Consider the following 22,467-nt stretch of genomic DNA (forward strand, 5'->3'; position numbering starts at 1 on the left):
TCGTTCCCAACCTTGATTGCCGATGATTGCCCGCTCGCTTGAGTTCGTCCCGGCCGCTGCCAAAGCGGGCGAAGGCTTGCTTTGGACGTACCGTGAGCGGAGCGGTGACCCGGCGTTTTGGGCGGAACCCCTCAATGCCGCTTCCAACGTCTCGTTCTTGATCGCCGCCGCGGCGGGCCTGATGCTGGCACGGCGGCGACGAGCGAATTCACAGGCCAGCATCGCGCTGCTGGCCTTGGCTGGGACGATCGGCGTGGGCAGCTTCATCTTTCACACCGCCCCCAACGCCGTTACGTTGTGGATGGACGTTGTGCCGATCGCAACCTTCCAGGTCTTGTTCCTGTGGTTGATCGCGCGGCATGCGTTCGCGCAGGGTCGTCTGATGGCCGCCGCTTTTGTGTGCGGGATCGTCGGCGTCTCGCTCAGCCTGCTGCCGCTGCGCGAACCTTTGAACGGTTCGCTGTTCTACGTGCCGACCCTGATCGGCCTGCTGGCCGTGGGAGTGATGTGGATCGAACGCAGCCCGGCCGAACCGTTTTTGCTACTCGCTGCGGCCCTGTGTTTTGCCGCAGCCGTTACAGCTCGCTCGATCGATTGGCTCGTCCCCTGGCCGTTCGGAACGCATTTCCTATGGCATCTGATCGATGGCGTCGTCGTGTATCTGGCGCTGCGAGCCTGGCTGGTGTTCGCCGCAGCGGAGCCGGTGGAGGCAGAGGCCTGAGCGTGAGCGGCCTGTCGCGTTAGTGAGTCGAATGCGCGAGCGGCCTGTCGCTTTAGTGAGCCGTTTAGGCGATAGCCTCGGTTTCGTCACCGCAGAACCGGGGCTATCGCCCAAACGGCTCATATAGGCAGTGCGTTTTCGAATAAATCGACAGCCCGCTCGCGCCGTCGGCTCAGGGTGTGGTGCCGCACTACGCGCGACCGATCGCTAGGATCGCGGCGGCGAAGGCGGCCAACGTTTGCATCGCCAGCAGATCACTGATCAACATCAACAGCCATAACGCTGACGCAGTCGCGGCGAAACGAAATCGCCCATGCCAGAATGCGGTGATGGTGATCGCCGTGACCAGCACCAATCCGCACGCCGGCTCAAAAAAGATAACAATTCCTGCGACGCTGCCAATTCCTTCGCCCCACGGTCCACTGGGAACCCACAAACCGGAGACGACCGGAATCATCAGTCCCCAACCCATTTGTCCGGCGATCAAGAGGTACAGCGACACCGGGCCTCGCCAGATCACCAACATGACCACGGCCAACAGGAACGCAGCGGTTTGAACAGCCAGCCATCCGTACTCGCTGTGGAGCGGCAGCCAATCAATCCATCGCCATAGTGCCTCCTGCTCCATCAACCAGCGGCGACAGCGGAGCCAGCCCATCATGGCCGCGACGATGGTGACGACCGCCAACAGAGAACGAAGCTGAAAACGCGGCCAGCGCCGGCTGGGGGTGGTTGGCGGGGTTGGCGGCGGGGTTGGTTCAGCGGGCACGGGTTTGGGTGTTGGTGGGGGGGTTCACAGGCTGGAAGCCTATGCCACTGCTCACAGGCTGGAAGCCTATGCCACTGATGCCTATGCCACTACTGCGTCCGGTCCATGGTGCCTTGGATCGTGCCGTCGACGGCGACGACTCGTTTCGTATCTGCGTCTAATTCGAACACGGCACGCTGGTGGTGCCGTTCGGCCAACTGCAGGATTTCTGTGCGGTCCGGCGTGCTGACCAAAAAGCTGACCTCCTGCCAGTGCCCACTGCGCGATCGCCCGATGACCGGCACGACGCTCTCGAACCGCAACTGCAGTACCTTTTCGAGCGTTTGGTTGCGACGATCGTTTTCGGCATCGCTCAGCTTGCCTTCCCGAGGGTTGGCGGCGGTGATCACATAGCACGGCGGTGGCAGCGGCAGAGCCACCGCATCGGGGCCGGCGTAGACCGTTCCGTCGCGGGCGTCGACGATGATCGAATCGAGATACGCTTGCCAGAGCTCCGCTGCGTCCTGCTGCGAAGGGCCGTCGTCCTGCCGCCGTTTTTGCATGCCAGTGAATTGCCGTAACGTGGATTGTCGATTCATCTTCCGCCCCCAACAGGACCGTGCTTTCTACCGCTTACGAAACCCCATCTTACAGCACGGCGGGCTCCGCTCTGCTATAATCCTTCCACTGCGATGTCTTCCCCGACTCGCCCCCGCCTTCCGTTGTCCCCTCCCTCCATGCAATTGGCCCGCCCCATGCCAATGAGTCGACTCGCGTGGACACTGCTGTTCGCCTGCACGCTACTGATGCCGGCTGTGGTCGTTGCCGACCAAGCGGAACGGGCTCGGTTGGACTCGGCGTTTACGCACGAGATTCGGCCCCTGCTCGAGACGCATTGTTTTGCTTGCCACGATGCCGAAACGGCCGAGGCGATGCTGGACCTGCAGGCGTTCGAGCGGACCAGCCAAGTGATCGCCGGTCATCAGCTGTGGGAAAGCGTCCTGGATCGCCTGCACGTCGGCGACATGCCACCGGAAGACGCCGCTGCGCCGCTCGCCGATGAAGACCGCCAGCGCTTGATCGCCTGGATCGAAGCCGTCCGCACGTTCGAAGCGAATCGCAACGCCGGCGACCCCGGTGCGGTGCTCGCCCGCCGGCTGAGCAACGCCGAATACGACTACAGCATCCGCGACCTGACCGGCGTGGACATTCGCCCCACGGCCACCTTCCCTGTCGATCCGGCCAACGAAGCCGGCTTCGATAATTCTGGCGAGTCGCTGGCGATGTCGCCGGCGTTGCTGAATAAATACCTCGCCGCGGCACGCTCGGTGGTCGAGCACTTGGTGCTGACTCCCACCGGCATCCGCTTTGCCCCGCATCCGGTGGCCACCGATACCGACCGCGACAAGTACTGCGTGAACCGGATCGTGGCGTTCTACGAACGTCAGCCGACCGACATCGCGGACTACTTCTTCGCTTGCTGGAAAGCCGAGACAAGCGGTGCCGGCGAAGCCGGACTGGCACAGCTCGCGGCCGAAGAAGCCGTTAGCGAAAAGTACCTGCGCCGCGTCTGGTCGGACCTCCATGACGCCGACGTTCGCTTCGGGCCGCTGGCCGAAGTGCAGCGTCGTTGGCAAGAATTAATTTCAACAGAGGATCCGCACACCGCTCGCTCCGCTTGCCAAGACCTTCGCGACTATGTGGCCCGTGCCCGCAAGACGTTCGAGCCGCACTTTGAGAATCTGAAGATCAAAGAGGTGCACGCCGGCAGCCAGCCCTTCGTGTTGTGGAAGAACAAGCAGTACGCGGCGGCCCGTCGCACGGCGGATTTCTCAGCATGGGATCGCATCTTCGAAAAAACGGGATTGAAAGAGCCGACCGAAGCGGAACGCCCCGCCTTCGAAGCCGATTGCCGCCGGTTCTGCGCGACGTTTCCCGATGCGTTCTTCATTTCCGAACGCGGGCGAGATTATCTGGGCAAACCCAAAAGCCAGCAGGAGAAGGGCCGTTTGCTGAGTGCCGGTTTCCACAGCATGATGGGCTACTTCCGCGACGACGCCCCACTGATGCAATTGATTCTGGACCCCGAGCAGCAACAGCAACTGGACGCACTCTGGCAGGAACTGGATTTCGTGACCTCGGCTCCGCTGCGACAATACCAGGGGTTTCTATGGTTTGAACGCACCGATTCGCGCTTCATGCGCGATCCGCAATTCGATTTCGCTCGGCCCGAGAACGTCAAGGCATTGGAGGCCGATGCGATTGCCGAGCTTTCGCGGGTGTACCTGGCGAAGGCCAAGAAAAATGGTGGCACGGCCGTTCCGCTCGCCGCGATCTCCGATTACTTCACCGAGATCAATCGCCAGATCCGCTGGGTCGAACAAACCCGCGACGCCGCGCAGGCTCATCACCTGGACGCTGTGGTCGAACTGTGCGGGCGGGCCTACCGTCGTCCCCTGGCCGACGCCGAACGCACCGAACTGGTGACGTTTTACCACCAACTACGCGACGAAGCCGAACTGAGCCACGAAGAGGCGATCGCCGATGTGGTCACATCCATCCTGATCTCGCCGCATTTCGCTTACCGCTGGGACCTCCTGAACGACTCGCCCGAACCGCGACCGCTGACCTCGTTGGAGCTGGCCAATCGGCTCAGTTATTTCCTCTGGTCCAGTTCGCCGGACCAGACGCTGCTGGCTCTGGCTGCCGACGACCGGCTGCGGGAACCGGACGTCTTGGACCAGCAGGTTCAGCGGATGTTGCGGGACCCACGCGTGCGGGCCTTGGCGGTGGAGTTCGGCGGCAACTGGCTGGACTTCCGTCGCTTTGAACAGCACAACAGCGTCGACCGTGAACGCTTTCCCGAGTTCGACGCACAGCTGCGACAGGCCATGTTTGAAGAACCGGTGCGATTCCTGTTGGATGTTTTCCAGCACGATCGCTCGGTGAAGGATTTTTTGTACGCCGACCACACCTTCGTCAACGCCGTTCTGGCTCGCCACTACGGCATTCCAGATGATCAACTCGACGCGGGCCAGTGGCAACGCGTGGAGAACGCTGCTCAGTACGGCCGCGGTGGCTTGCTGCCGATGTCGGTCTTTTTGACCAAGAACGCACCGGGCCTACGCACCAGTCCTGTCAAACGCGGTTACTGGGTCGTGCGGCGGTTGCTGGGCGAACACATTCCTCCCCCGCCACCGGACGTTCCCGAATTGCCCGCCGACGAAAGCCAGCTGGGCGAGCGGACGCTGCGCGAGACGTTGGCGATGCACCGCGATCACGCCAGCTGTGCCGGATGCCATAACCGAATCGATGCGATCGGGCTGGTTTTCGAAGGCTATGGTCCGGTCGGCGAACGGCGAACGGTGGACCTGGGTGGCCGCCGGGTCGAAACCCATGCCGTGTTCCCCGACGGTTCCAGCCGCGACGGCGTGAACGATTTGCGCGAGTACCTGCGCCAGAGGCGTGAGCAGGAATTCTTGCAGAACCTGTCGCGCAAGTTGTTGTCCTACGCCCTGGGACGCAGCTTGATGCTGTCCGACGAACCACTGCTCGTGCAGATGCAAGAGCGACTGCGCGAGGGCGACGATCGCTTCAGCGAACTCGTTCAAGCGATCGTCACCAGCCCACAGTTTTTGAACAAGCGCGGACGCGAAGGAGCGTCCGCGGAACTTGCCAGTACGAAAAGGTCCAACGATGCGCCGTAAACCCCACCCCGCTTCTGTTCGCCTTTCCCGCCGCATCCTCCTGCAGGGAGCCGGTACGGCCGTGGCTTTGCCCTGGTTGGAATCCTTACCGGTGTGGGGCACCGCGGCGCGCGCTGCCGAAACCGCCGCCTCGCCGGTGCCGCTGCGGTTTGGTGTGCAATTCATGGCCTGTGGCGTCAACGCCGAACACTGGTGGGCCAAAGGCGAGGGTGCGTCGATGGAGCTGGGCAAGAGCCTGACGCCGATGCAGCCGCACAAGCACAAGATGAACTTGGTCAACGGCCTGTTCAATCGCTCGGCCGTCGGCGTGGGCATCCATCCAGGACAAACCGGCAACATCCTGTCCGGTGCGGCCCTGCAAAAGGGGGCGGAGCTGCGCGGCGGCATCAGCGTCGACCAGGAATTGGCAAACCAGATCGGCGGCCAGACCGCCCAGGCCAGCCTCGTGCTGGGCTGCGAGCAACCGACGACGGGCTACCACGAAACCAATTTTTCGATGGCTTACAGCTCGCATATCTCTTGGCAGAACGCCACCTCGCCGGTGCCCATGGAAGTGTACCCCGCTTTGGCCTTCGACAGCCTGTTCGACAACCGCGGCAACCGTCGCAATCAGAGCGTGTTGGACCGAGTCCGGGAACACGCCGCCAGTTTGAGCCGTCAGGTCAGCTCCGGCGACAAGGCAAAACTGGACGAATATATGACCAGTGTCCGCGAAGTCGAAAAACAGATCCAGCGGATGCGGAAGCGTCAGGAAACGGCTGCCGACCGTTTGCAAACCTCTGGCAAACCCGCCCATCAGATGTCACGGCCGGACAACGGATTGCCCGAGGACATTCGCGATCACATGCGGTTGATGTGCGACATCATCGCGCTGGCGTTTCAAACCGACAAAACGCGTGTGGCCACGCTGTTGATGTGCCGTGACATCTCCGGTTTGTTCTACCCATTCCTGGACGTCCGCAGCGCCCACCACTCCGCCTCGCACCGCGATACCAGCGACGATTACGAACGCGTGACCCGGTACTACGTCAGCCAATTCGCTTACCTGTGCCAGCGGCTGGACGCGATGCGCGAGGGCGACGGCACGGTGCTGGACAACACCTGTTTGATGTTCATCAACAATATGTGGTCGGGCAGTAAACACGATTCGACCAAGGTGCCGCTGATCCTGGCCGGCGGGCTGGGCGGGTCGCTGCAGACGGGCCGCGTCCTGGATTACACCGACCGCGACGACGAGGACCGCAAGCTGTGCAGCTTGTACCTCAGCATCCTCCAGCGGATGGGCGTCCAGGCGGATGGCTTTGGCGACGCCGAACAACCCCTGGCTCAGTTGTAGCGACGAGTGCAGGTGAAGAAGCTGCGTAGTGTCGCTCTGCTGATCGAAACCTCCAACGCCTACGCCCGCGGGGTGTTGGAAGGTATCGTCGCGTACAACCGCGAGCACGAGCCGTGGTCGATCTACTTGCCCGAGCAGGAACGCGGAGCGCAGCCGCCCAGCTGGATCCACTCCTGGCAGGGCGACGGTTTGATCGTGCGGATCGAAACCGATGCCATCGCCGCCATCGTCCGCCAACTGGACAAACCGGTGGTGGATGTCAGTGCCGCCCGTCACGTACCCGGCATCCCTTGGGTGGAAACCAACGACGCTTCGATCGCTCGCCTGGCGGTTGAACATTTTGTCGACCGCGGCTTTCGGCGGTTGGCTTTCTGTGGCGACCCGGATTTCAACTGGTCACTGTGGCGCGAGAACGCTTTTGCCCACGAGGTCGAAGCTCGCCCGGGACTGGAACTACTTCGTTTTCCAGCCACTTCCAAGACGGCCGCGAACTACTCCTGGAACCGCGAAAAACAGCGATTGGGCGACTGGCTCAAACAGCTGCCCAAACCCATCGGCATCTTCGCTTGCTACGACATCCGCGCCCAACAGATTCTCGACGCCTGTCGCGAAGCGTCGATCTCGGTCCCCGATGAAGTGGCCGTGCTGGGCGTGGACAACGACGAACTGCTGTGCAACCTGTGCTTTCCACCGCTTTCGAGCATCATACCCGATGCCCACCGGGCGGGCCGTGAAGCGGCTCGCTTGCTGGACCTGCTGATGCAGGGCCAGTCGGTCGAGCAGGAACGGCACTTGATCGATGCCCGCGGCGTGGCCACGCGTCAGTCCACCGACGTGCTGGCTGTGGAAGACAGCGACATCGTCACCGCCGTGCGGTACATTCGCGAGCATGCCTGCGACGGCATCAAGGTGACCGATGTCGTGCGTCAGGTGCCGCTGACCCGCCGCGCCTTGGAGCAGCGGTTTCAGAACATCTTTGGCCGCACGCCGCACGAAGAGATCCTCCGCCAACGCGTCCAGCAGATTCGCACGCTGTTAGTGGAAACCGACCTGTCGCTTCACAAAATCGCTCGCCTGACCGGTTTTGAACACGAAGAGTACATGAGCGTCATGTTTCGCCGCGCAACCGGCCTGCCCCCGGGCAAGTACCGCCGTAGCGTCAAACAGTAGCGGTCGCCGGCGCCGTGGTCGGCCCAAGATCCCGAAGCCGCGAAGCAAAAAACGCGGCAAGCCCAACACCGCGTCGAGCAGCGACAGCAGGCGTCGATGCAGGTGGTGGGAAGGGGGAAGAGGGAAGGGATTTTAGATTTGAGATTTGAGATTTCAGATTTCCTGACTCTACCGGATTCTATGTACACAAATTTTTCCTTCGTGGCTCGTGTTTTAGTCCCGCAGGGACGGCAGGATGTAGCCACGGGCGCGAGCCCAATGCCATCTACTTTCACCATCGCTTGCGATTGAAGCGTTAGCGGCGCGGCGCAAGCCGCCCGGTGTGTGAAGGTTCGCACCGCAAAACCGGACGGCTCGCGCCGTTCCGCTACAAAGGAAGTGGCATTGGGCGCGAGGTGCGTGGAACGAAAACGACACGATTGCGCTAGTCCCGAAGGGACTAAACGCCGAGGGGGCACCCATACCATGGGCTGACGCCCATGGCTACATCGCGATCGCCACTGGCGTGGCTGCTGCGTTGGACGGCTGAAGGCCGTACATAGGTAAGGAAGTTTTCTCCCCTCTCCCCCGCGGCGCCGCGAGCGTCAGCGAGTGAAGCCGTGGTGGGAGAGGGGCCGGGGGTGAGGGGGCTCGGGTGCAAATGGCTGACTCTCTGCATCGGATTTTCCTGCCGCGTATCGCATCAAGACGCGGCACTGACGAAACCACGCTGCAATTCCCCCTCACCCCCGACCCCTCTCCCCCAAATCCTGGCTCGCTTAGGCTCGCCAGGATTTGGGGGAGAGGGGAGAAAACGATTCTATTCGTCTACCGGATCCCTCGCCTCAACGGGACGGCTCTATCCGCCTGCCTTCGCCGTCTGCCTGGCTTTGAACAGCAGGGCGTTCAGCCGCCGCAGTTCGGCTTCGGACAGCTTGCCGAATTGTTGCTCGTGCAGCTGGCGCAGCGGTTTGTCCATCCGCGCAAGCAGCTTTTTTGCCTTGTCGCTCAGCCGTACCCACACGACTCGGCGGTCTTCCTCGCAGCGCTGCCGCTCGATCAGCCCGGCCTCGTCCAGCCGCACGATCAAGCGCGAGATATCGGTTTGGCGAAAGATCATCCGCTCGGCGATCTGATACACCTGCATCGGCTGGCCGACGCCCCGCAGGATCCGCAAGACGTTGTACTGGGCGTCGGAGATGCCGTGCGATTTGAAGAACTGCGACATCTCCGTGTGCAGTTGCTCGTGGGTGCGCAGCAGATTCAGGAACGTTTCCTGCTGCAAACTGGCAAAGCCGCTGGACTTGCCAAGCTCGTCGGCGAGATTCTTCTGTGTGGGACTCATCCACCCATCTATATGGTGCAACAGACAACAAGTCAAGCGTTTGGGGCAGGCCGGGGCAGCCTGCCTGACTCGCGCCCATCGTATGTCGGTCCTACTTCTGGCCGCGACGTCGGGGGCGGTGTACCCTGCGGACTGTAGCGGAACGAGTCCGTGAGGGCTCAACATTATCTTCTTCGAACTTTCACCTTCTCGCGATAGATGAAGACACGATCACTTGGCAGTCAGGGCCCGACCGTTTCGGAGGTTGGACTGGGATGTTGGCAGTTGGGCGCGGACTGGGGCGAGGTCGCGGAAGCGGATGCGTTGGAGATTCTGGAGACCGCCTTCGCCCGCGGGATCACCTTCTTTGACACCGCCGATGTCTATGGCGACGGTCGCTCCGAACGGCTGGTCGGCCGCTTCCTGGACTCCCATCAGGATCGCGTCTTCGTAGCGACCAAGGTGGGACGCCGCAATTATCCCGGACCCTATACCGCGGATACACTGCGGAGCCATATCAGCGACAGCATCCAGCGGCTGGGCGTCGAGCGACTGGACCTGGTGCAGTTGCACTGCGTGCCGTCGGAAGTGCTGGCCGAGGGCGCGATTTTCGATTGGCTGCGAGAGCTGAAACAGGAAGGTTTGATCCGGCACTTCGGGGCCAGCGTCGAATCGATGGACGAGGCGCTGCAGATCCTCGACCAACCGGAACTGACCTCTCTGCAAATCATTTTCAACCTCTTCCGCCAGAAGCCCATCGATGCATTGTTCGATCGCGCGGAGGCGCAAGGCGTGGGCTTGATCGTGCGGTTGCCGCTGGCCAGCGGCCTGCTGGCCGGCAAGTTCGACGCCGACACGACGTTCGCCGAAGACGACCCTCGCAACTACAATCGCGATGGAGCCGCCTTCAACGTCGGCGAAACGTTTGCCGGATTGCCGTTCACCACCGGCGTTCGCTTGGCCGACGGTTTGCGACCTTGGGTTCCCAATGGCGTCACCATGGCCCAGTTCGCGCAGCGCTGGATCCTGGACCACCCGGCGGTCTCGACCGTCATTACCGGTGCCTCACGGCCGGACCAGGTGATCGACAACGCCGCCGTTTCCGCGCTCGCTTCGCTGGCCCCTGAAACCCATCGTCAACTGGCCGAGTACTACGCGGCGGAAGTTGCCCCTCATATTCGCGGAGTCTATTAGTGTTATCGTTTCCGGTACTCGTTCGCTTGCTGTGGTCGCCCTCGCTTTGCTCAACCGTGTTGGGTCTGGTCATATCGCTGCTGGCGGGTACGGCCGTGGCAACCCCGGCGGACGAACCCCGCGCGGTGCCCAATCTGGTGCTGATCATCGCCGATGACATGAACTGGGACGACTGCGGCGCCTACGGACATCCTGCCATCCGCACGCCCAACATCGATCGGTTGGCCCGCGAAGGGCTGCGGTTCCAGCACGCTTATCTGACGACCAACTCCTGCAGCCCCTCGCGAGCAAGCTTGTTGACCGGCAAGTACCCGCACAACACGGGCGCCGAACAATTGCACTGGCCCCTGCCGGCGGGCAGTCAGACCATGGCGGAACAGTTGCAGCGGGCGGGTTACTACACGGCGGCCGCGGGTAAATGGCATCTGGGCGACGCGGTCCGCGATCATTTCGACCGCGTCTACGAAGCCTCGACGGCGGGTTTCGTGTTGCCCTCCGGCGAGGACGGCCAGCCGGGCAAGATGATCGCCGCCCAGCCCAGCGGCTGCGAAGACTGGCAGCGGGCCTTGGAAGAACGTCCCCGCGATCGACCGTTCTTTCTGTGGTTGGCCGCCCTCGACCCGCATCGCGAGTACACCGACGGAGCGCTCGACCCGCCGCACACCCACGACGACGTGATCGTCCCGCCGCATCTGCCGGATGTTCCCGAGGTGCGTGAGGACTTGCGGCTGTACTACGACGAGATCGGCCGTCTGGATGGTTACGTCGGCAAAGTGTTGGATGTTTTAAAACAGCAAGGTGTCGACGAAAACACGCTGGTTCTATTCATCAGCGACAACGGCCGCCCGTTTCCGCGTGACAAGACGACGTTGTACGACGGCGGGATCCGGACGCCCTGGATCGTTCGCTGGCCCCGCGTCGTGTCCGCCGGGCAAACGACGACGGCACTGGTCAGCGCCGTCGACGTTGCCGCCACGTTTCTGGAATTGGCCGGCGTCGACAAAACCGAGCGCAGCGGATTGGCCACGTCGGGTCGCAGCTTTGCCGCCACGCTGCGAGACCCCGCCCAGCCGCATCGGCAATACGCGTTTGCCGAAGATCACTGGCACGATTACGAAGACCATGGCCGCAGCGTGATGACGCAGCAGTTCAAGTTGATCCGCAACGACTATCCGGATCTGCCGCCCACGCCCTCGGCCGATGCCGGTCGTGGACTCAGCTGGCAAGCCATGTTGCGGCTGCAGCGCGAAGGCCGTCTGCCAACGCATCAACAAACGGCCTTCCTGCCGCGTTCGCATTGGGAGCTGTACGACCTACAGCGTGATCCCGGCGAATTGCACAACGTCTTCGACGACCCCGCCTACCGCTCGACTCGCCAGCGGCTGCAGCAAGCCCTCAAGCAGTGGTCGACCGAGACCAGCGACTACATCCCCTCGGTGCGAACGCCCGACGAGTTCGACCGCGCAACGGGTGAACCCGACCACAGCGTCCGCGTTCGCCCGCGGCCCTCCAAGCAAGAGATGTTCGGTACCACCGGCAAGTATTAATTCGTGAGCCCTGCCATGAGCATGACCAAGACGCAAGTCATCGCCTTGCTGAGAGAGAACGCCGACCCTCGCGGCATCACCCACTGGAACAAGCGAGCCAGTGGGCTGAAGAGCTTTGGGATCGGGCTCACGCGGCTGCGCAAGCTGGCCAAACAGGTCGGCCGCGACCACCGGTTGGCTCAGTCGCTGTGGAAGAGCGACATCTACGACGCCAAGGTTTTGAGCCTGCTGGTCGACGATCCCAAACAGATGACGCCCCAGCAGGTCGAAGCCCAGGTGGACGACGGACTGGGCGAAGGGATGCTGGTCCACGTGTTCGCCTCCTGCGACGCGACGCTGGCCAAGACGCGTTTTGCTTTTGAGCTGGCCCGCGGGTGGATCGACAGCGACGATCCGCTGCGGCGACAGTGCGGCTACTCGCTGCTGTACGAGCTGTCCAAGAAGAACCCCAAAGGCATGGACGACGCGTATCTCCTGGCCCAGATCGAGCGGATCGAGCAGACGATCGCCCAGCAACCGATGTGGGTGCGGGAGGCCATGGGAACGGCGCTGATGGGGATCGGCAAACGCAATCCGACGCTAAACAAGGCGGCCCTCAAAGCCGCTCGCCGGATCGGTCCCCTGGACGTGGACTACGGCGACGACAACCGCTGCGAACCGCTGGACATCGTCAAACATCTGACCTCGGACCATTTGAAAGTCAAATGGGCGCGGCAGGGGCAGTGAATCGGTGCCCTCTCTCTATAACCGTTGCTTCACCACCTCCCACCAGCCCACCTTCGAACTTGCCTGCGCCGAATCGTGACCTAGGCTTGCGGTAGTAACCGCTCCCCCACCACCCTCGTTCTGCAGGCTCCCTCACATGTCCTACCTGGTTGATTGGAACCCTGCCACCTTCGGGGCTCTGGAAAAACGCATCCTGCTGGCCGAACATCGCTTGCACGAATTGGACCTGTTCAGCGACGAAGGCCTGGTCGAGATCCTGGACCGGCATCCCGATGCCGCGCTCGGTCTGTCGACCATGGATCGCGACAGCATGACGTTCGAATGGCGGGACGGCGACCGCGGCGGCGTCTCCGGCGAAACCCTGCTGGAAACCGTGCGCCGGGGCCAACTGTGGATCAACTGCCGTCAGGTCATGCAGCACCAGCCCAAACTGGCGCGTTTGGTGGACGAGCTGTACGACGAACTGGAAGCCGAAAACCCGCAGTTTCGCGCCGAAGACCGTACCGCCAATCTATTGATCTCCTCACCTTCGGCCGTGGTCCATTACCACGTCGACATGCCTGTGAACATGCTGTGGCACCTGCGCGGTCGTAAACGCGTTTGGGTGTATCCGCCGTTTGATACGCGCGTGGCCAGCCTGCCCGTGCTGGAGCACGTGTGCTGTAACAAATGGTCCGAGGAGATTCCTTACGACGCTTCGTACGATACGTTCGCCGAGGTCTTCGACGCCGAACCGGGCCAGTTGATCACGTGGCCCCAACTGACGCCACACCGGGTGACGAACCTGGACGGGTTGAACGTCTCGCTTTCGACCGAACACAAGAACCCCGCGGCTCGGCGTCGCTTGAACGTCCATCAAGCCAACTACTTTTTGCGGAACCGCTTGGGCCTGAAACCCAGCTCTGCCGAGATCGATGGCTGGCAAGCTCACGCCAAACAGATGCTCGCCCGCGGCCTGCGTTATGCTGGTAAACTGTTGCCTAACAAACCGCAACCGTTTGCCTATCCCAAAAGCTTTGTCGTGGACCCCAACGAACCGACCGGGGTTCGCTTGTTGGAAGGCGAAGCCGGACAGACGGCCGCCCCACACCTGGAATACGAAATCGCCGGCAGCTGAACAAGGTCGACCTCGTGCGACCTCTCATGCCGCCAAACGCCGCCCGAGTTCGCACTATGACCCTTGACTTCGCTGGACGCTTTCCCGGACCGCTGTGTTGGTTGTTGCTGGTCGCAGTCGTCTGCGCCAGCAGCTCGGCTCAAGCTCCTCCCTATGACCAGGCTCCGGCCGCCGAGCCGCCCTACTACCGCGTGCGGTACGAAGCATCGGACAAAGAAGGCGAGCTGGCGTTTGCCGTTCAGTACACGGTTTGGATTCCGCCGGGTGTCGAAAACGTGCGCGGCGTCATCGTGCATCAACACGGCTGCGGCGAAGGTTCCTGCCGCAGCGGATTAACCGGTGCCTACGATCTGCACTGGCAGGCGTTGGCACTTGCACACAACTGCGCCCTCCTGGCACCGGCGTACGAGCAACCGCAGGACGCCGACTGTCAACTTTGGTGCGATCCCCGCAACGGTTCGGCCGACACGTTCTTGCGAGCCCTGGCGGACCTCGGCCAACAGGCCGGGCATCCCGAATTGGCGACGGTCCCCTGGGCCCTGTGGGGCCACAGCGGCGGTGGTCACTGGGCCGGCGGCATGACGTTGCTGTATCCCGAGCGAGTGGCCGCGGCATGGCTGCGTTCGGGCGTACCGCTGCTGCAGGCCAATCCCGACCGGCCTTCGATCAAGCCGCATACCCTGAAGGATGCGGCCCTGAACGTTCCCATCATGTGCAATCTGGGAACCAAAGAAGGGGTCAGCAACACCGAAGGTCGCTTTGCCGGCGTCTGGCCCGCCAACCAAACCTTCTTCAACGCCCTGCGGAGCCGAGGCGGGTTGATCGGCGTCGCGATCGATCCCCTGACCTCGCATGAATGCGGCAACCAACGCTATCTGGCGATCCCCTGGCTGCATGCGTGCTTGACGGCCCGTCTTCCGGATCAAGCGGGCAAGCCGCTGCGCGAGATGCCGCGTGAGCAAGCTTACCTGGCGAAGCCGACGGGCCGGCAAGCCGTTCCGGCCGACCAGTTCCAGGGCGACCCGCTGACGGCCGCCTGGATTCCCGATGCAGCGCTCGCAAGGCAGTGGACGCAGTACGTCACCGACACCGCGGTCGAGGACGAAACGCCCCCGCCGCCACCGTCGGATGTTCGCCTGGAAGGCAGCACGCTGTTTTGGAACGCCGGCGCGGACCTCGAAAGCGGCGTGGAGTCCTTTGTGCTGCTGCGCGACGGACAGGTCTTTGCACGGATCGTGCCACCGACGGCCAACCGCTTCGGTCGCAACGTTTTTCAGAACCTGCTGTACAGCGACACGCCGACCCAGCCTCTGGCTCCGATGCAATTTCAAATCAGTGACGACGCGGCCGCCGAGGGGCCGCGGTACAGTTTGCAGTCGGTCAACACGGTCGGGCTGTCCTCCTTCCCCGTGCCTGCCCGCGTGGCCGATCCCCAGGACGATTGACTCGGTCTCGTCTCGCCCCTTCCACCAGGAGCCCCCCTACCGTGAACGATTCCAACAAACCGAACTTGGGCCGCCGCCAATTGCTCAGCTACGCCGCGTTTGGTGGCGTGGTCGCCGCCGCGGGCCATCGCGGTGACGCCACGGCTGCCGCTCCCCCACCGACCGGCGAAGCGGCTCCGGCACCTTCACCGCGGCCGCGCTACCAGATGAAGAAGTCGATCAATCTGTGGGCGTTTCCGTATCCGGAAAAGATGACGCTGGTGCAGTGCTTGCAACTGGCCAAGGACGCCGGTTTTGACGGGATCGAATTGAACTACGATCTCGACAGCGACCTGTCACCCAAGGCGACAAGCAAGGATTTTCAGCGGATCCGGCGTCAAGCCGAAGAGATCGGGATCGCGATCAGCGGCGTGTGTTCGTTTCTGTTCTGGCCGTACCCGCTGACCAGCAACGATCCGGCCGAACGCGCCCGCGGCATGGAACTGGCCGGCAAGATGACGCAGGCCGCGCACGACCTGGGCACCGACAATCTGCTGGTCGTTCCCGGCGCGGTGCACATGCCCTGGCGAGAAGATCACGACCCGACGCCCAACGACGTGTGTCATCGCCGCGCCGAAACCGCCATCACCAAGCTGCTGCCGCAAGCGGAGAAGCTGGGCGTGCACCTGAACCTGGAAAACATCTTCTTCAACGGCTTTCTGATGTCGCCGATGGAGATGGCCGATTTCGTCGATTCGTTTTCCAGCCCCTACGTCCGCGTGCACTTCGACACCGGCAACATCATGGAGTACCAGTTTCCCGAACACTGGATTCCGATCCTGGGCAAACGAATCGGCAACGTGCACTTAAAAGAGTACAGCAAGAACAGCACCGATCACTCATTGGAAGCGTTCCGGCCGCTGCTGGACGGCACGACGAATTGGCCGGCCGTCCTGGAGGCCTTCGACGGAATCGGCTACGACGGCTACCTGACGTTCGAGTACTTCCATCCCTATCGGCACTATCCCGAAGCCCTGATCTACCAGACCTCCGATTCGCTGGACCGTATGCTGGGAAGGAAGACTTAGTCCCGCAGGGACGACAGCTCATACCATGGGCTGACGCCCATGGCTACATCCTGTCGCCACTACGTGGCTGCTATGCCCGAATGTCGCAAAGCATACAGAGCTACCGTTAGAGTCAGTGTTTCCCAAAGTCTGGTGACTTCGGCTACGCCAGAGTCTCCACTGCAACCGTTTGCTGCAGGTCTTCGACGGTTCCGCCGGCCCCGTAGGCGAAGCGCAGAACCATGTTTTGGTCTTTGTCGATCGAGATCGGTGTGGCCAGCGGCAGCACCATGCACTGGTTGGCCCAGGTGATCGCCTGCTGCTTTTGCATGTCCACGGCCAGCACGTTTTGGGTGACGAAACGCAGGGCATTGATCTGTCCCGCCACGTCCGCCTTCATCCGCATCGCGACAGCGAAATCCAGCGGGATGGTTTCGGCGTAATCGATATTCGCGTAGGCGGACAGCGCTGCCAGCTCGGCCGTGCCCTCACGCTCCAGGACCGGGGCGTGAAAGCTGGGTACCGGGGCGTGGTAGCCGGCGAAATCAAAGCACTGGTGGACCGGCTGGGCCATCAGAATGCTGACCTCTGGGATGAACGTCGGCAATGCTCCATCGAAGGCGCTTCGATAATTCTGCTTGAAGGCGCGAATCACCTGAGCCTGCTTTTCTCGCAGCAGCGCCACGTGCAGCATTTCGCAGACCACCACGTCGACCGGCGAATCGGGAACGTACCGAGCCGCATCGGCGTGCACAACGGTCACTCGATCATCCAAACCATTGTCCGCCAGAAACCCTCGCGAAGCTTCGACCAGGGCGGGCAACCGCTCGACACAGGTGACGCGGGCCCCGCGACGGGCGGCAAATGAGGACAGGATGCCCGTTCCCCCGCCCAGTTCCAGGACGTGCATGCCGGGCTGGACGACGGTGTTGATCGCGGCCTGGAATGCCTGAACCCGGTCGGCGTCCTGCAGCATGTTGTAGTGGTACAGCAGCGGGATGTACTGGCCGAGCAAGTGTTCGTCGCTGTCCGCGGCGGATACGGGGTTCTGCGAAGCGGAACCGGCCGGGGCGGCAGGTGATGGGACGAGCGGGGCAGGGCGATTCAAAGCAACGGCACCTTGCGGAGAGGGAATGTGGGGGACGGGAACGACCGGGAGCTGCGACCCTAGAAGGCGACGAGTGTTCAGGGCAAGAGAGATTCGCGGGCCGGGGCGTGGGCCCGGGCTATGCATTTTCGCTCTTCGCCGTTTCCTTGCTGAGGCCTATGTTTTCGTCGCGGATGCGTATGGTTTACCCTGGTCCGCAGAAACTCTCCTTCCCTTGCCGTACCAATCGCCGCACCTTGATGGATCCTCGCGCCCGCCACGGGGACGGTTCCCCCGCTCGGTCCGCTGCTCGCAGTGCCACCCAGACGACCGATCGCAACCTGGTTCGCAGCATGGTCGATGCGGGCTTTTACGGCGGCATGATCGGCTGTGGCGAAACCTACTTTGCCGCCTTCGCCCTCGCCGCCGGTCTGGGAGAGACCGCTGCGGGCTTGGTGGCCAGCGTGCCTCTGGTGACCGGCGGAACGCTGCAATTAATTTCTCCCTGGGCGATCGCCTGGCTGGGCGATCTGCGGCGTTGGATCGTCCTGGGCGCGGTGCTGCAGGCCCTGACGTTTCTGCCTTTGGCGCTGGCCGCCTGGCAGGGCAGCATCAGCATGACCGTCCTGTTGGTTCTGGCATCGCTGTACTGGGCGTCGGGACTGGCGACCGGCCCTGCCTGGAACACTTGGATCGAACGCGTGGTGCCCGACCGGATGCGGACGCGTTTCTTTTCCCGGCGCACGCGGTTGCAGCAGACCACGACGTTCGCCGGGCTGCTACTAGCCGGCGGTGCCCTGCAGTGGTGCTCGCAACGGGGCTGGGAATTCGCTGGGTTCGCCGCGTTGTTTCTGGTCGCCGCCGGATGCCGGTTGTTGTCGGCGTGGCAATTGTACCGAACAGGCGAATTGCCCCCGGCATCGCGCGGGGTGCGGGTGACCGCAAAGTCCCGCCGGCGACCGAAGGCTTGGCGAGTGATCGCGGCCAAGCGTTTGCTGGTATATCTGGTGCTGATGCAGGTGTTCCTCCAGTTCAGCGGACCGTACTTCGTTCCCTACATGCTGGAGCAACTGGACTTCAGCTACGGCACTTTTGTGCTTCTGATCTCGCTGGCTTTTGTCAGCAAGGTCGTTTCGATGTCGATGTGGGGACGCGTTGCCGAACGCGCCGGAGCCAGCCGCGTGCTGTGGCTGGGCGGCGTGGGGCTGGTGCCGCTGGCCGCCCTGTGGATTCCCAGCAGCAACGTCTGGTGGCTGGCCTCCATGCAGGTGCTCAGCGGCGTCGCCTGGGGCGCCTACGAACTGGGATTCTTTCTGTTGTTTTTCGAAACCCTGCCGGCGGATCGACGCACCCAGCTGCTGACGCTGTATAACTTTGCCAACACCGCGGCGATGGCGATCGGAGCGGCCGCCGGCGCGGCGTTCCTGTATCACTTTGGGCTCAGCAGCCGCACTTACCACGGCCTGTTCGCGCTCTCGTCGGTGGGGCGGCTGGCCTGCCTGGTGGTCCTCTCGGGCATCAGGCTGCCGCGGCTCCAGTTGCACTCGATCCGCCTTCGCGTCTTGTCGGTGCGGCCCGGCGCGGCCAGCATGGCGGCGCCGGTGATCGCCAGCGCCTCACCAGCCGAGGTAGCCGATTCCCCCACGCCCCCACAGCCGCCGCGGGGCGGGGAGCCGTCATGAGCGGGCCCGGGGAAGAATCGCGACGAGGGTTATGGCCAGCTAGCAGGTGATCCGGTAGTTTTTGAGAGCCGTTACCCATTCAGCAGGAAGATTGCGTGAAGGCCGGCCCTGGGATCCAGCAGGGTCGGGAAAGGGATTTTAGAAGTTGCCACGCCCCTTCCTTGCGATCCCTAAAACCCCTTCGGTGTACTTTTGGATTTCGACGCGCTCATCAGACTGGTGTTTGAACTGGTTGGAGGCTTAGGCATTTTCCTGTTGGGCATGAAGAACATGTCCGACGGGATGCAAGCGGTCGCCGGCAACAGCCTGCGGCGATTGATCAGCATCGTCACCAACAATCGCTTTATGGCCACGGTCGTCGGGGTGGTCGTGACCGGCGTGGTGCAGAGCAGCTCGATCACCACGGTGATGGTCATCGGTTTCGTCAACAGCGGCGTGATGGAACTGGCTCAGGCGGTGGGCGTGATCATGGGGGCCAACGTCGGCACCACGGTTACCGGTTGGTTTCTGGCACTGAAGATCGGCAAGTACGGGCTGCCGCTGTTGGGCGCCGCGGCGTTTGTGTACCTGTTTTCCAGCGGCGATCGCTGGCGGTACTGGGCGATGGCGATCATGGGCGTGGGGATGGTCTTCTTTGGGCTGGAGCTGATGAAGGATGCCTGCGCGATCATCCGCGAAATCCCCAGCTTCGAAAGAGCCTTCCACTACTTCACGGCCGACAGCTACTTCGGCGTGCTGAAATGCGCTCTCGTGGGATGCGTGCTGACGACCCTGGTCCAGTCCTCCTCGGCCACGCTGGGGATCACGATCTCGTTGGCCTCGCAAGGCGTCATCTCCTACGAGACGGCCGCCGCGTTGGTCCTGGGAGAGAACCTGGGGACCACGATCACCGCCTTCGTCGCGTCGCTGGGAGCGACGACCAACGCCCGCCGCGCGGCCTACTTCCACGTCATCTTTAACTTTGTCGGGGTGCTGTGGATCACCGCCATCTTTCACTGGTACATCGACTTCATCCAGTCGATCATCCCGGGGGACGTCCAGAGAATAAAAATGGTCAAGGGCGTCGAGACGTTTCCCGACACGACGGCGATGATTGCCGCAACCCATACCGTGTTCAATCTTGCCAACATGCTGCTGTTCCTGCCCTTCGTCCCGCTGTTCGTGCGCTTGCTGCACCGCCTGGCTCCGGACAAGGGGTTCAAAGAGAAACCGCGGTTGACGGACCTGGACGTGCGGATGCTGGAAACGCCTCTGATGGCGATCGAACAGTCGCACAAGGAAGTCGAAAAGATGGGTGCCGAATGCATCAAGATGCTGAAGTGGTTGGACGAGCTTCGTGATGCGGACAAGCCCGACAAGAAGCTGGCCGACAAACTCAAGAACCGCGAACAAGTGCTCGACGCGATGCAGGACGAAATCGCCGTCTACGTCACCAACCTGCTGGCCAACGATGTGCCGCACAGCGTGGCCGATGAAGCTCGACAACAACTGCGGATGGCCGATGAGTACGAATCGATCAGCGACTATGTGGCGAACCTGGACAAGTTCGACCGGAAACTGCGCCGCGACGGGCACCGTTTCAGCGAATCCCAGCGGGCGGGCTTGCGCGAATTGAATGCCCAGGCGATCGACTACGTCAGCGAGATCAACGAAGCCTACGTGCAGAACAACCGCAGCGTCCTGACCAAGACGGTGGCGATGAGCAAACGGCTGCGCAGCCAGATCAAACAGCATCGCCGCAAACACATGGACGAATTGTCCGGTGGCGGCATCCCGCCGCTGGTCAGCGTCGCCTACCTGGCCTCGCTGAATGCCTACGCCCGGGTTCGCGACCACGCCGAGAACATTGCCGAAACCGTCTCCGGCGAACGGTAAAAAGCAGCACGCCGCCAAAGCAGCACGGCTCTCCGAGCCGTGACCGTTTCTGCTTCTCGGCTGGGACTGCCGAGCTACTATTTGCTTCTCGGCTGGGACAGCCGAGCTACTATCTGCTTCTCGGCTGGGACAGCCGAGCTACTATCCGGTGAACAGCGGATGGATCACCTTGCCGGCGGTGATCGGGCGCGGCCGCCCTTCGCGGTCGGGCAGGTAGGTTTCGGGATCCATCCCCAAAGCGTGCACGATGGTGGTGCCGAAATCGTAGGGGCTGACCGGATCGCGGATCGGATGTGCGGCCAGTTTATCGCTGGCCCCATACACCGTTCCGCCGCGGATTCCGCCGCCGGCCATCAGCCCGCTGTAACAGAACGGCCAGTGCTCGCGGCCGGCGTTGGCGGGATTGATCTGTGGTTTCCGGCCGAACTCGCCGACCCACACGACCAACGTTTCGTCCAGCATGCCGCGCTGCTCGAGATCCTCCAGCAGCGCCGACAGGGCCCTGTCCGAAGGCGGGATCAGGTCGTCCTTCAAACGATTGAAGTTGTTGACATGGGTGTCCCAGAAGTTGCGTCCGTCGTTGTGCCAGTTCACGCTGACCAGCGGCACGCCGTGTTCGACCAAGCGGCGGGCCATCAACACGCTCTGGCCGTGGATGTTGCGTCCGTATCGCTGCCGCACTTTTTCCGGTTCGGCCGCCAGATCGAAGGCCTTGCGGACGTGCGGTGAAGCCAACAGCCGGTGGGCTCGCTGTTGATGTTGGCGGAGCGTCGCGGTGGGATCGTCGGTGCCGCGTCCGAGCAACGGAGCGTCGCTTTCCATCTGCCGGCGCTGGGCGTCCAATTGTTTCAGCAGCGTGACCCGGCTCTCCAAACGTGCCAGTGACATGTCCGCCGGCAGGGCCAGCGAGCTGGGCTTCCAGTCCGCCGCGTTGGGGTCGCCGGTCAGCAAAAGTCCGTCGTGTGCCGGCCCCAACCAACCGCCGTGTTGTCCGGGCGCCTCGCCTCCCGGAGCCGCCGGATGCAAAGCCTTCCAGGGCAGGGTCACAAAGGATGGCACCCCCTGCTCGCTCGGCCGCAGCTTCGATACCAACGATCCCAGGTGCGGTGAATCGTTGTTGCTGGGCGGTGTGGCATCGCTCTTGACAACCGGAGCCGGTTGGCCGGTGACGGCGGCGTGTCCGCTGGAGAGGTGGGCCGGATCGTCGTGAGACAGCGACCGCACGATCGCCAACTTGTCGGTCATCTGCGCGAGGTGCGTGAAGTGCTCGCAGATGGGCATCCCGGCAACGCGAGTCGACACGGGGTTGAAACTGCCCCGCACCTCCGCCGGCGCATCGGGTTTCATGTCGAACGTTTCCAGCTGGCTGGGCCCACCCCACATGAACAGGAAAATACAGGCTTTGGCCGGTTTGGCGACCGTCGCAGAGGCCCGGACGTCGGTGGCCGCAAACCAATCCGCCAACCCCATCCCCAAGCCGCTCAGCATGCCGGCCTGCAGCAGGTGACGTCGAGAACGCAAGCTGCGACGAAAATCAGAACAACCTTCGCTGGCAGCGGAACGGCCAGGGTGTCGAGAATGCGGCATCAGGCGAGAACCTCTCGGGGCAGGAGGCGTAAGGCAGGAGATCGCGGGGCAGGACGCGGAGTGGGTCGCGGCGTGTCGGCAGACCCGTAGAGGCCTCAGTATAGCGCGGTCTGCGGTCGCTTGTCAGCTTTTTCCGAACCGCCACGGCAAACCGCCGCCGGCCCCGACCTGCTCCA

17 protein-coding genes are annotated in these 22,467 nt (G+C 62.7%); 12 read left to right on the plus strand and 5 right to left on the minus strand.

Annotation, left to right across the window (positions count from 1 at the left end):
* Nucleotides 1–22: 22 nt before the first annotated feature.
* The gene (locus GE027_RS18435; protein WP_153558695.1) at nucleotides 23–721 is read left to right on the plus strand and encodes a ceramidase domain-containing protein; all 699 of its coding nucleotides are present in this window, start codon (nucleotides 23–25) and stop codon (nucleotides 719–721) included.
* Nucleotides 722–911: 190 nt separating this feature from the next.
* On the opposite strand, the gene GE027_RS18440 is transcribed toward GE027_RS18435, so the two are convergent.
* Together GE027_RS18440 and GE027_RS18445 are read right to left on the minus strand one after the other, a co-directional pair.
* Nucleotides 912–1,490: a hypothetical protein gene (locus tag GE027_RS18440; protein ID WP_153558696.1), complete on the minus strand. Its 579-nt coding sequence runs from the start codon at nucleotides 1,488–1,490 to the stop codon at nucleotides 912–914.
* Between the two features lie 89 nt (nucleotides 1,491–1,579).
* Complete coding sequence (locus tag GE027_RS18445) at nucleotides 1,580–2,068, minus strand: DUF3293 domain-containing protein (protein ID WP_153558697.1); 489 nt, start codon at nucleotides 2,066–2,068, stop codon at nucleotides 1,580–1,582.
* Nucleotides 2,069–2,230: 162 nt separating this feature from the next.
* On the opposite strand from GE027_RS18445, the gene GE027_RS18450 reads away from it, so the two are divergent.
* Genes GE027_RS18450 through GE027_RS18460 form a run of 3 tightly spaced genes read left to right on the plus strand, consistent with a single transcriptional unit; the run spans nucleotide 2,231 to nucleotide 7,682 of the window.
* Entirely contained in the window at nucleotides 2,231–5,176 is a 2,946-nt protein-coding gene (locus tag GE027_RS18450) for a DUF1592 domain-containing protein (RefSeq protein ID WP_162006810.1), read from the plus strand.
* The gene (locus tag GE027_RS18455) at nucleotides 5,166–6,512 is read left to right on the plus strand and encodes a DUF1552 domain-containing protein (RefSeq protein WP_153558699.1); all 1,347 of its coding nucleotides are present in this window, start codon (nucleotides 5,166–5,168) and stop codon (nucleotides 6,510–6,512) included. The genes GE027_RS18450 and GE027_RS18455 overlap by 11 nt, the downstream gene beginning before the upstream one ends.
* A 12-nt stretch (nucleotides 6,513–6,524) precedes the next feature.
* Nucleotides 6,525–7,682, plus strand: coding sequence for a XylR family transcriptional regulator (locus tag GE027_RS18460; RefSeq protein ID WP_153558700.1), 1,158 nt, complete (start codon nucleotides 6,525–6,527; stop codon nucleotides 7,680–7,682).
* 838 nt (nucleotides 7,683–8,520) lie between these two features.
* On the opposite strand, the gene GE027_RS18465 is transcribed toward GE027_RS18460, so the two are convergent.
* Complete coding sequence (locus GE027_RS18465; RefSeq protein ID WP_162006811.1) at nucleotides 8,521–9,006, minus strand: MarR family winged helix-turn-helix transcriptional regulator; 486 nt, start codon at nucleotides 9,004–9,006, stop codon at nucleotides 8,521–8,523.
* Nucleotides 9,007–9,204: 198 nt separating this feature from the next.
* Here GE027_RS18465 and GE027_RS18470 point away from each other — a divergent pair, with 198 nt between their 5' ends.
* The 6 genes from GE027_RS18470 (at nucleotide 9,205) to GE027_RS18495 (ending at nucleotide 16,081) form a co-directional block, all read left to right on the plus strand.
* Entirely contained in the window at nucleotides 9,205–10,179 is a 975-nt protein-coding gene (locus tag GE027_RS18470) for an aldo/keto reductase (protein WP_153558702.1), read from the plus strand.
* Nucleotides 10,180–10,274: 95 nt separating this feature from the next.
* Nucleotides 10,275–11,726, plus strand: a complete 1,452-nt coding sequence (locus GE027_RS18475; RefSeq protein ID WP_261344068.1) for a sulfatase family protein — start codon at nucleotides 10,275–10,277, stop codon at nucleotides 11,724–11,726.
* A 15-nt stretch (nucleotides 11,727–11,741) separates the two neighbouring features.
* Complete coding sequence (locus GE027_RS18480; RefSeq protein WP_153558703.1) at nucleotides 11,742–12,452, plus strand: DNA alkylation repair protein; 711 nt, start codon at nucleotides 11,742–11,744, stop codon at nucleotides 12,450–12,452.
* Between the two features lie 136 nt (nucleotides 12,453–12,588).
* A complete protein-coding gene (locus tag GE027_RS18485) occupies nucleotides 12,589–13,569 on the plus strand; it encodes a cupin-like domain-containing protein (protein WP_153558704.1) in 981 nt (326 codons plus the stop codon).
* Nucleotides 13,570–13,625: 56 nt separating this feature from the next.
* On the plus strand, nucleotides 13,626–15,014 hold the full coding sequence (locus GE027_RS18490) for a hypothetical protein (RefSeq protein ID WP_202617462.1): 1,389 nt from the start codon (nucleotides 13,626–13,628) through the stop codon (nucleotides 15,012–15,014).
* A gap of 41 nt (nucleotides 15,015–15,055) precedes the next feature.
* On the plus strand, nucleotides 15,056–16,081 hold the full coding sequence (locus GE027_RS18495) for a sugar phosphate isomerase/epimerase family protein (protein ID WP_153558705.1): 1,026 nt from the start codon (nucleotides 15,056–15,058) through the stop codon (nucleotides 16,079–16,081).
* A gap of 142 nt (nucleotides 16,082–16,223) precedes the next feature.
* On the opposite strand, the gene GE027_RS18500 is transcribed toward GE027_RS18495, so the two are convergent.
* Nucleotides 16,224–17,168 (minus strand): methyltransferase domain-containing protein, encoded by a 945-nt coding sequence (locus GE027_RS18500; protein WP_237607642.1) that lies wholly within the window; start codon nucleotides 17,166–17,168, stop codon nucleotides 16,224–16,226.
* Between the two features lie 239 nt (nucleotides 17,169–17,407).
* On the opposite strand from GE027_RS18500, the gene GE027_RS18505 reads away from it, so the two are divergent.
* The gene (locus GE027_RS18505; protein WP_237607643.1) at nucleotides 17,408–18,829 is read left to right on the plus strand and encodes an MFS transporter; all 1,422 of its coding nucleotides are present in this window, start codon (nucleotides 17,408–17,410) and stop codon (nucleotides 18,827–18,829) included.
* Nucleotides 18,830–19,048: 219 nt separating this feature from the next.
* Nucleotides 19,049–20,704, plus strand: coding sequence for a Na/Pi cotransporter family protein (locus GE027_RS18510; protein WP_261344066.1), 1,656 nt, complete (start codon nucleotides 19,049–19,051; stop codon nucleotides 20,702–20,704).
* Nucleotides 20,705–20,845: 141 nt separating this feature from the next.
* On the opposite strand, the gene GE027_RS18515 is transcribed toward GE027_RS18510, so the two are convergent.
* Nucleotides 20,846–22,225: a DUF1501 domain-containing protein gene (locus tag GE027_RS18515; protein WP_202617463.1), complete on the minus strand. Its 1,380-nt coding sequence runs from the start codon at nucleotides 22,223–22,225 to the stop codon at nucleotides 20,846–20,848.
* Nucleotides 22,226–22,467: the final 242 nt, after the last annotated feature.

It is taken from the genome of Roseimaritima sediminicola (genome assembly GCF_009618275.1).
Taxonomy (GTDB): domain Bacteria; phylum Planctomycetota; class Planctomycetia; order Pirellulales; family Pirellulaceae; genus Roseimaritima; species Roseimaritima sediminicola.

Coding starts and splice junctions, on each gene's coding strand:
- GE027_RS18435 (WP_153558695.1), top strand. CDS start 23: ATGATTGCCCGCTCGCTTGAGTTCGTCCCGGCCGCTGCCAAAGCGGGC.
- GE027_RS18445 (WP_153558697.1), bottom strand. CDS start 2,068: ATGAATCGACAATCCACGTTACGGCAATTCACTGGCATGCAAAAACGG.
- GE027_RS18450 (WP_162006810.1), top strand. CDS start 2,231: ATGAGTCGACTCGCGTGGACACTGCTGTTCGCCTGCACGCTACTGATG.
- GE027_RS18455 (WP_153558699.1), top strand. CDS start 5,166: ATGCGCCGTAAACCCCACCCCGCTTCTGTTCGCCTTTCCCGCCGCATC.
- GE027_RS18465 (WP_162006811.1), bottom strand. CDS start 9,006: ATGAGTCCCACACAGAAGAATCTCGCCGACGAGCTTGGCAAGTCCAGC.
- GE027_RS18470 (WP_153558702.1), top strand. CDS start 9,205: ATGAAGACACGATCACTTGGCAGTCAGGGCCCGACCGTTTCGGAGGTT.
- GE027_RS18480 (WP_153558703.1), top strand. CDS start 11,742: ATGAGCATGACCAAGACGCAAGTCATCGCCTTGCTGAGAGAGAACGCC.
- GE027_RS18485 (WP_153558704.1), top strand. CDS start 12,589: ATGTCCTACCTGGTTGATTGGAACCCTGCCACCTTCGGGGCTCTGGAA.
- GE027_RS18490 (WP_202617462.1), top strand. CDS start 13,626: ATGACCCTTGACTTCGCTGGACGCTTTCCCGGACCGCTGTGTTGGTTG.
- GE027_RS18505 (WP_237607643.1), top strand. CDS start 17,408: ATGGATCCTCGCGCCCGCCACGGGGACGGTTCCCCCGCTCGGTCCGCT.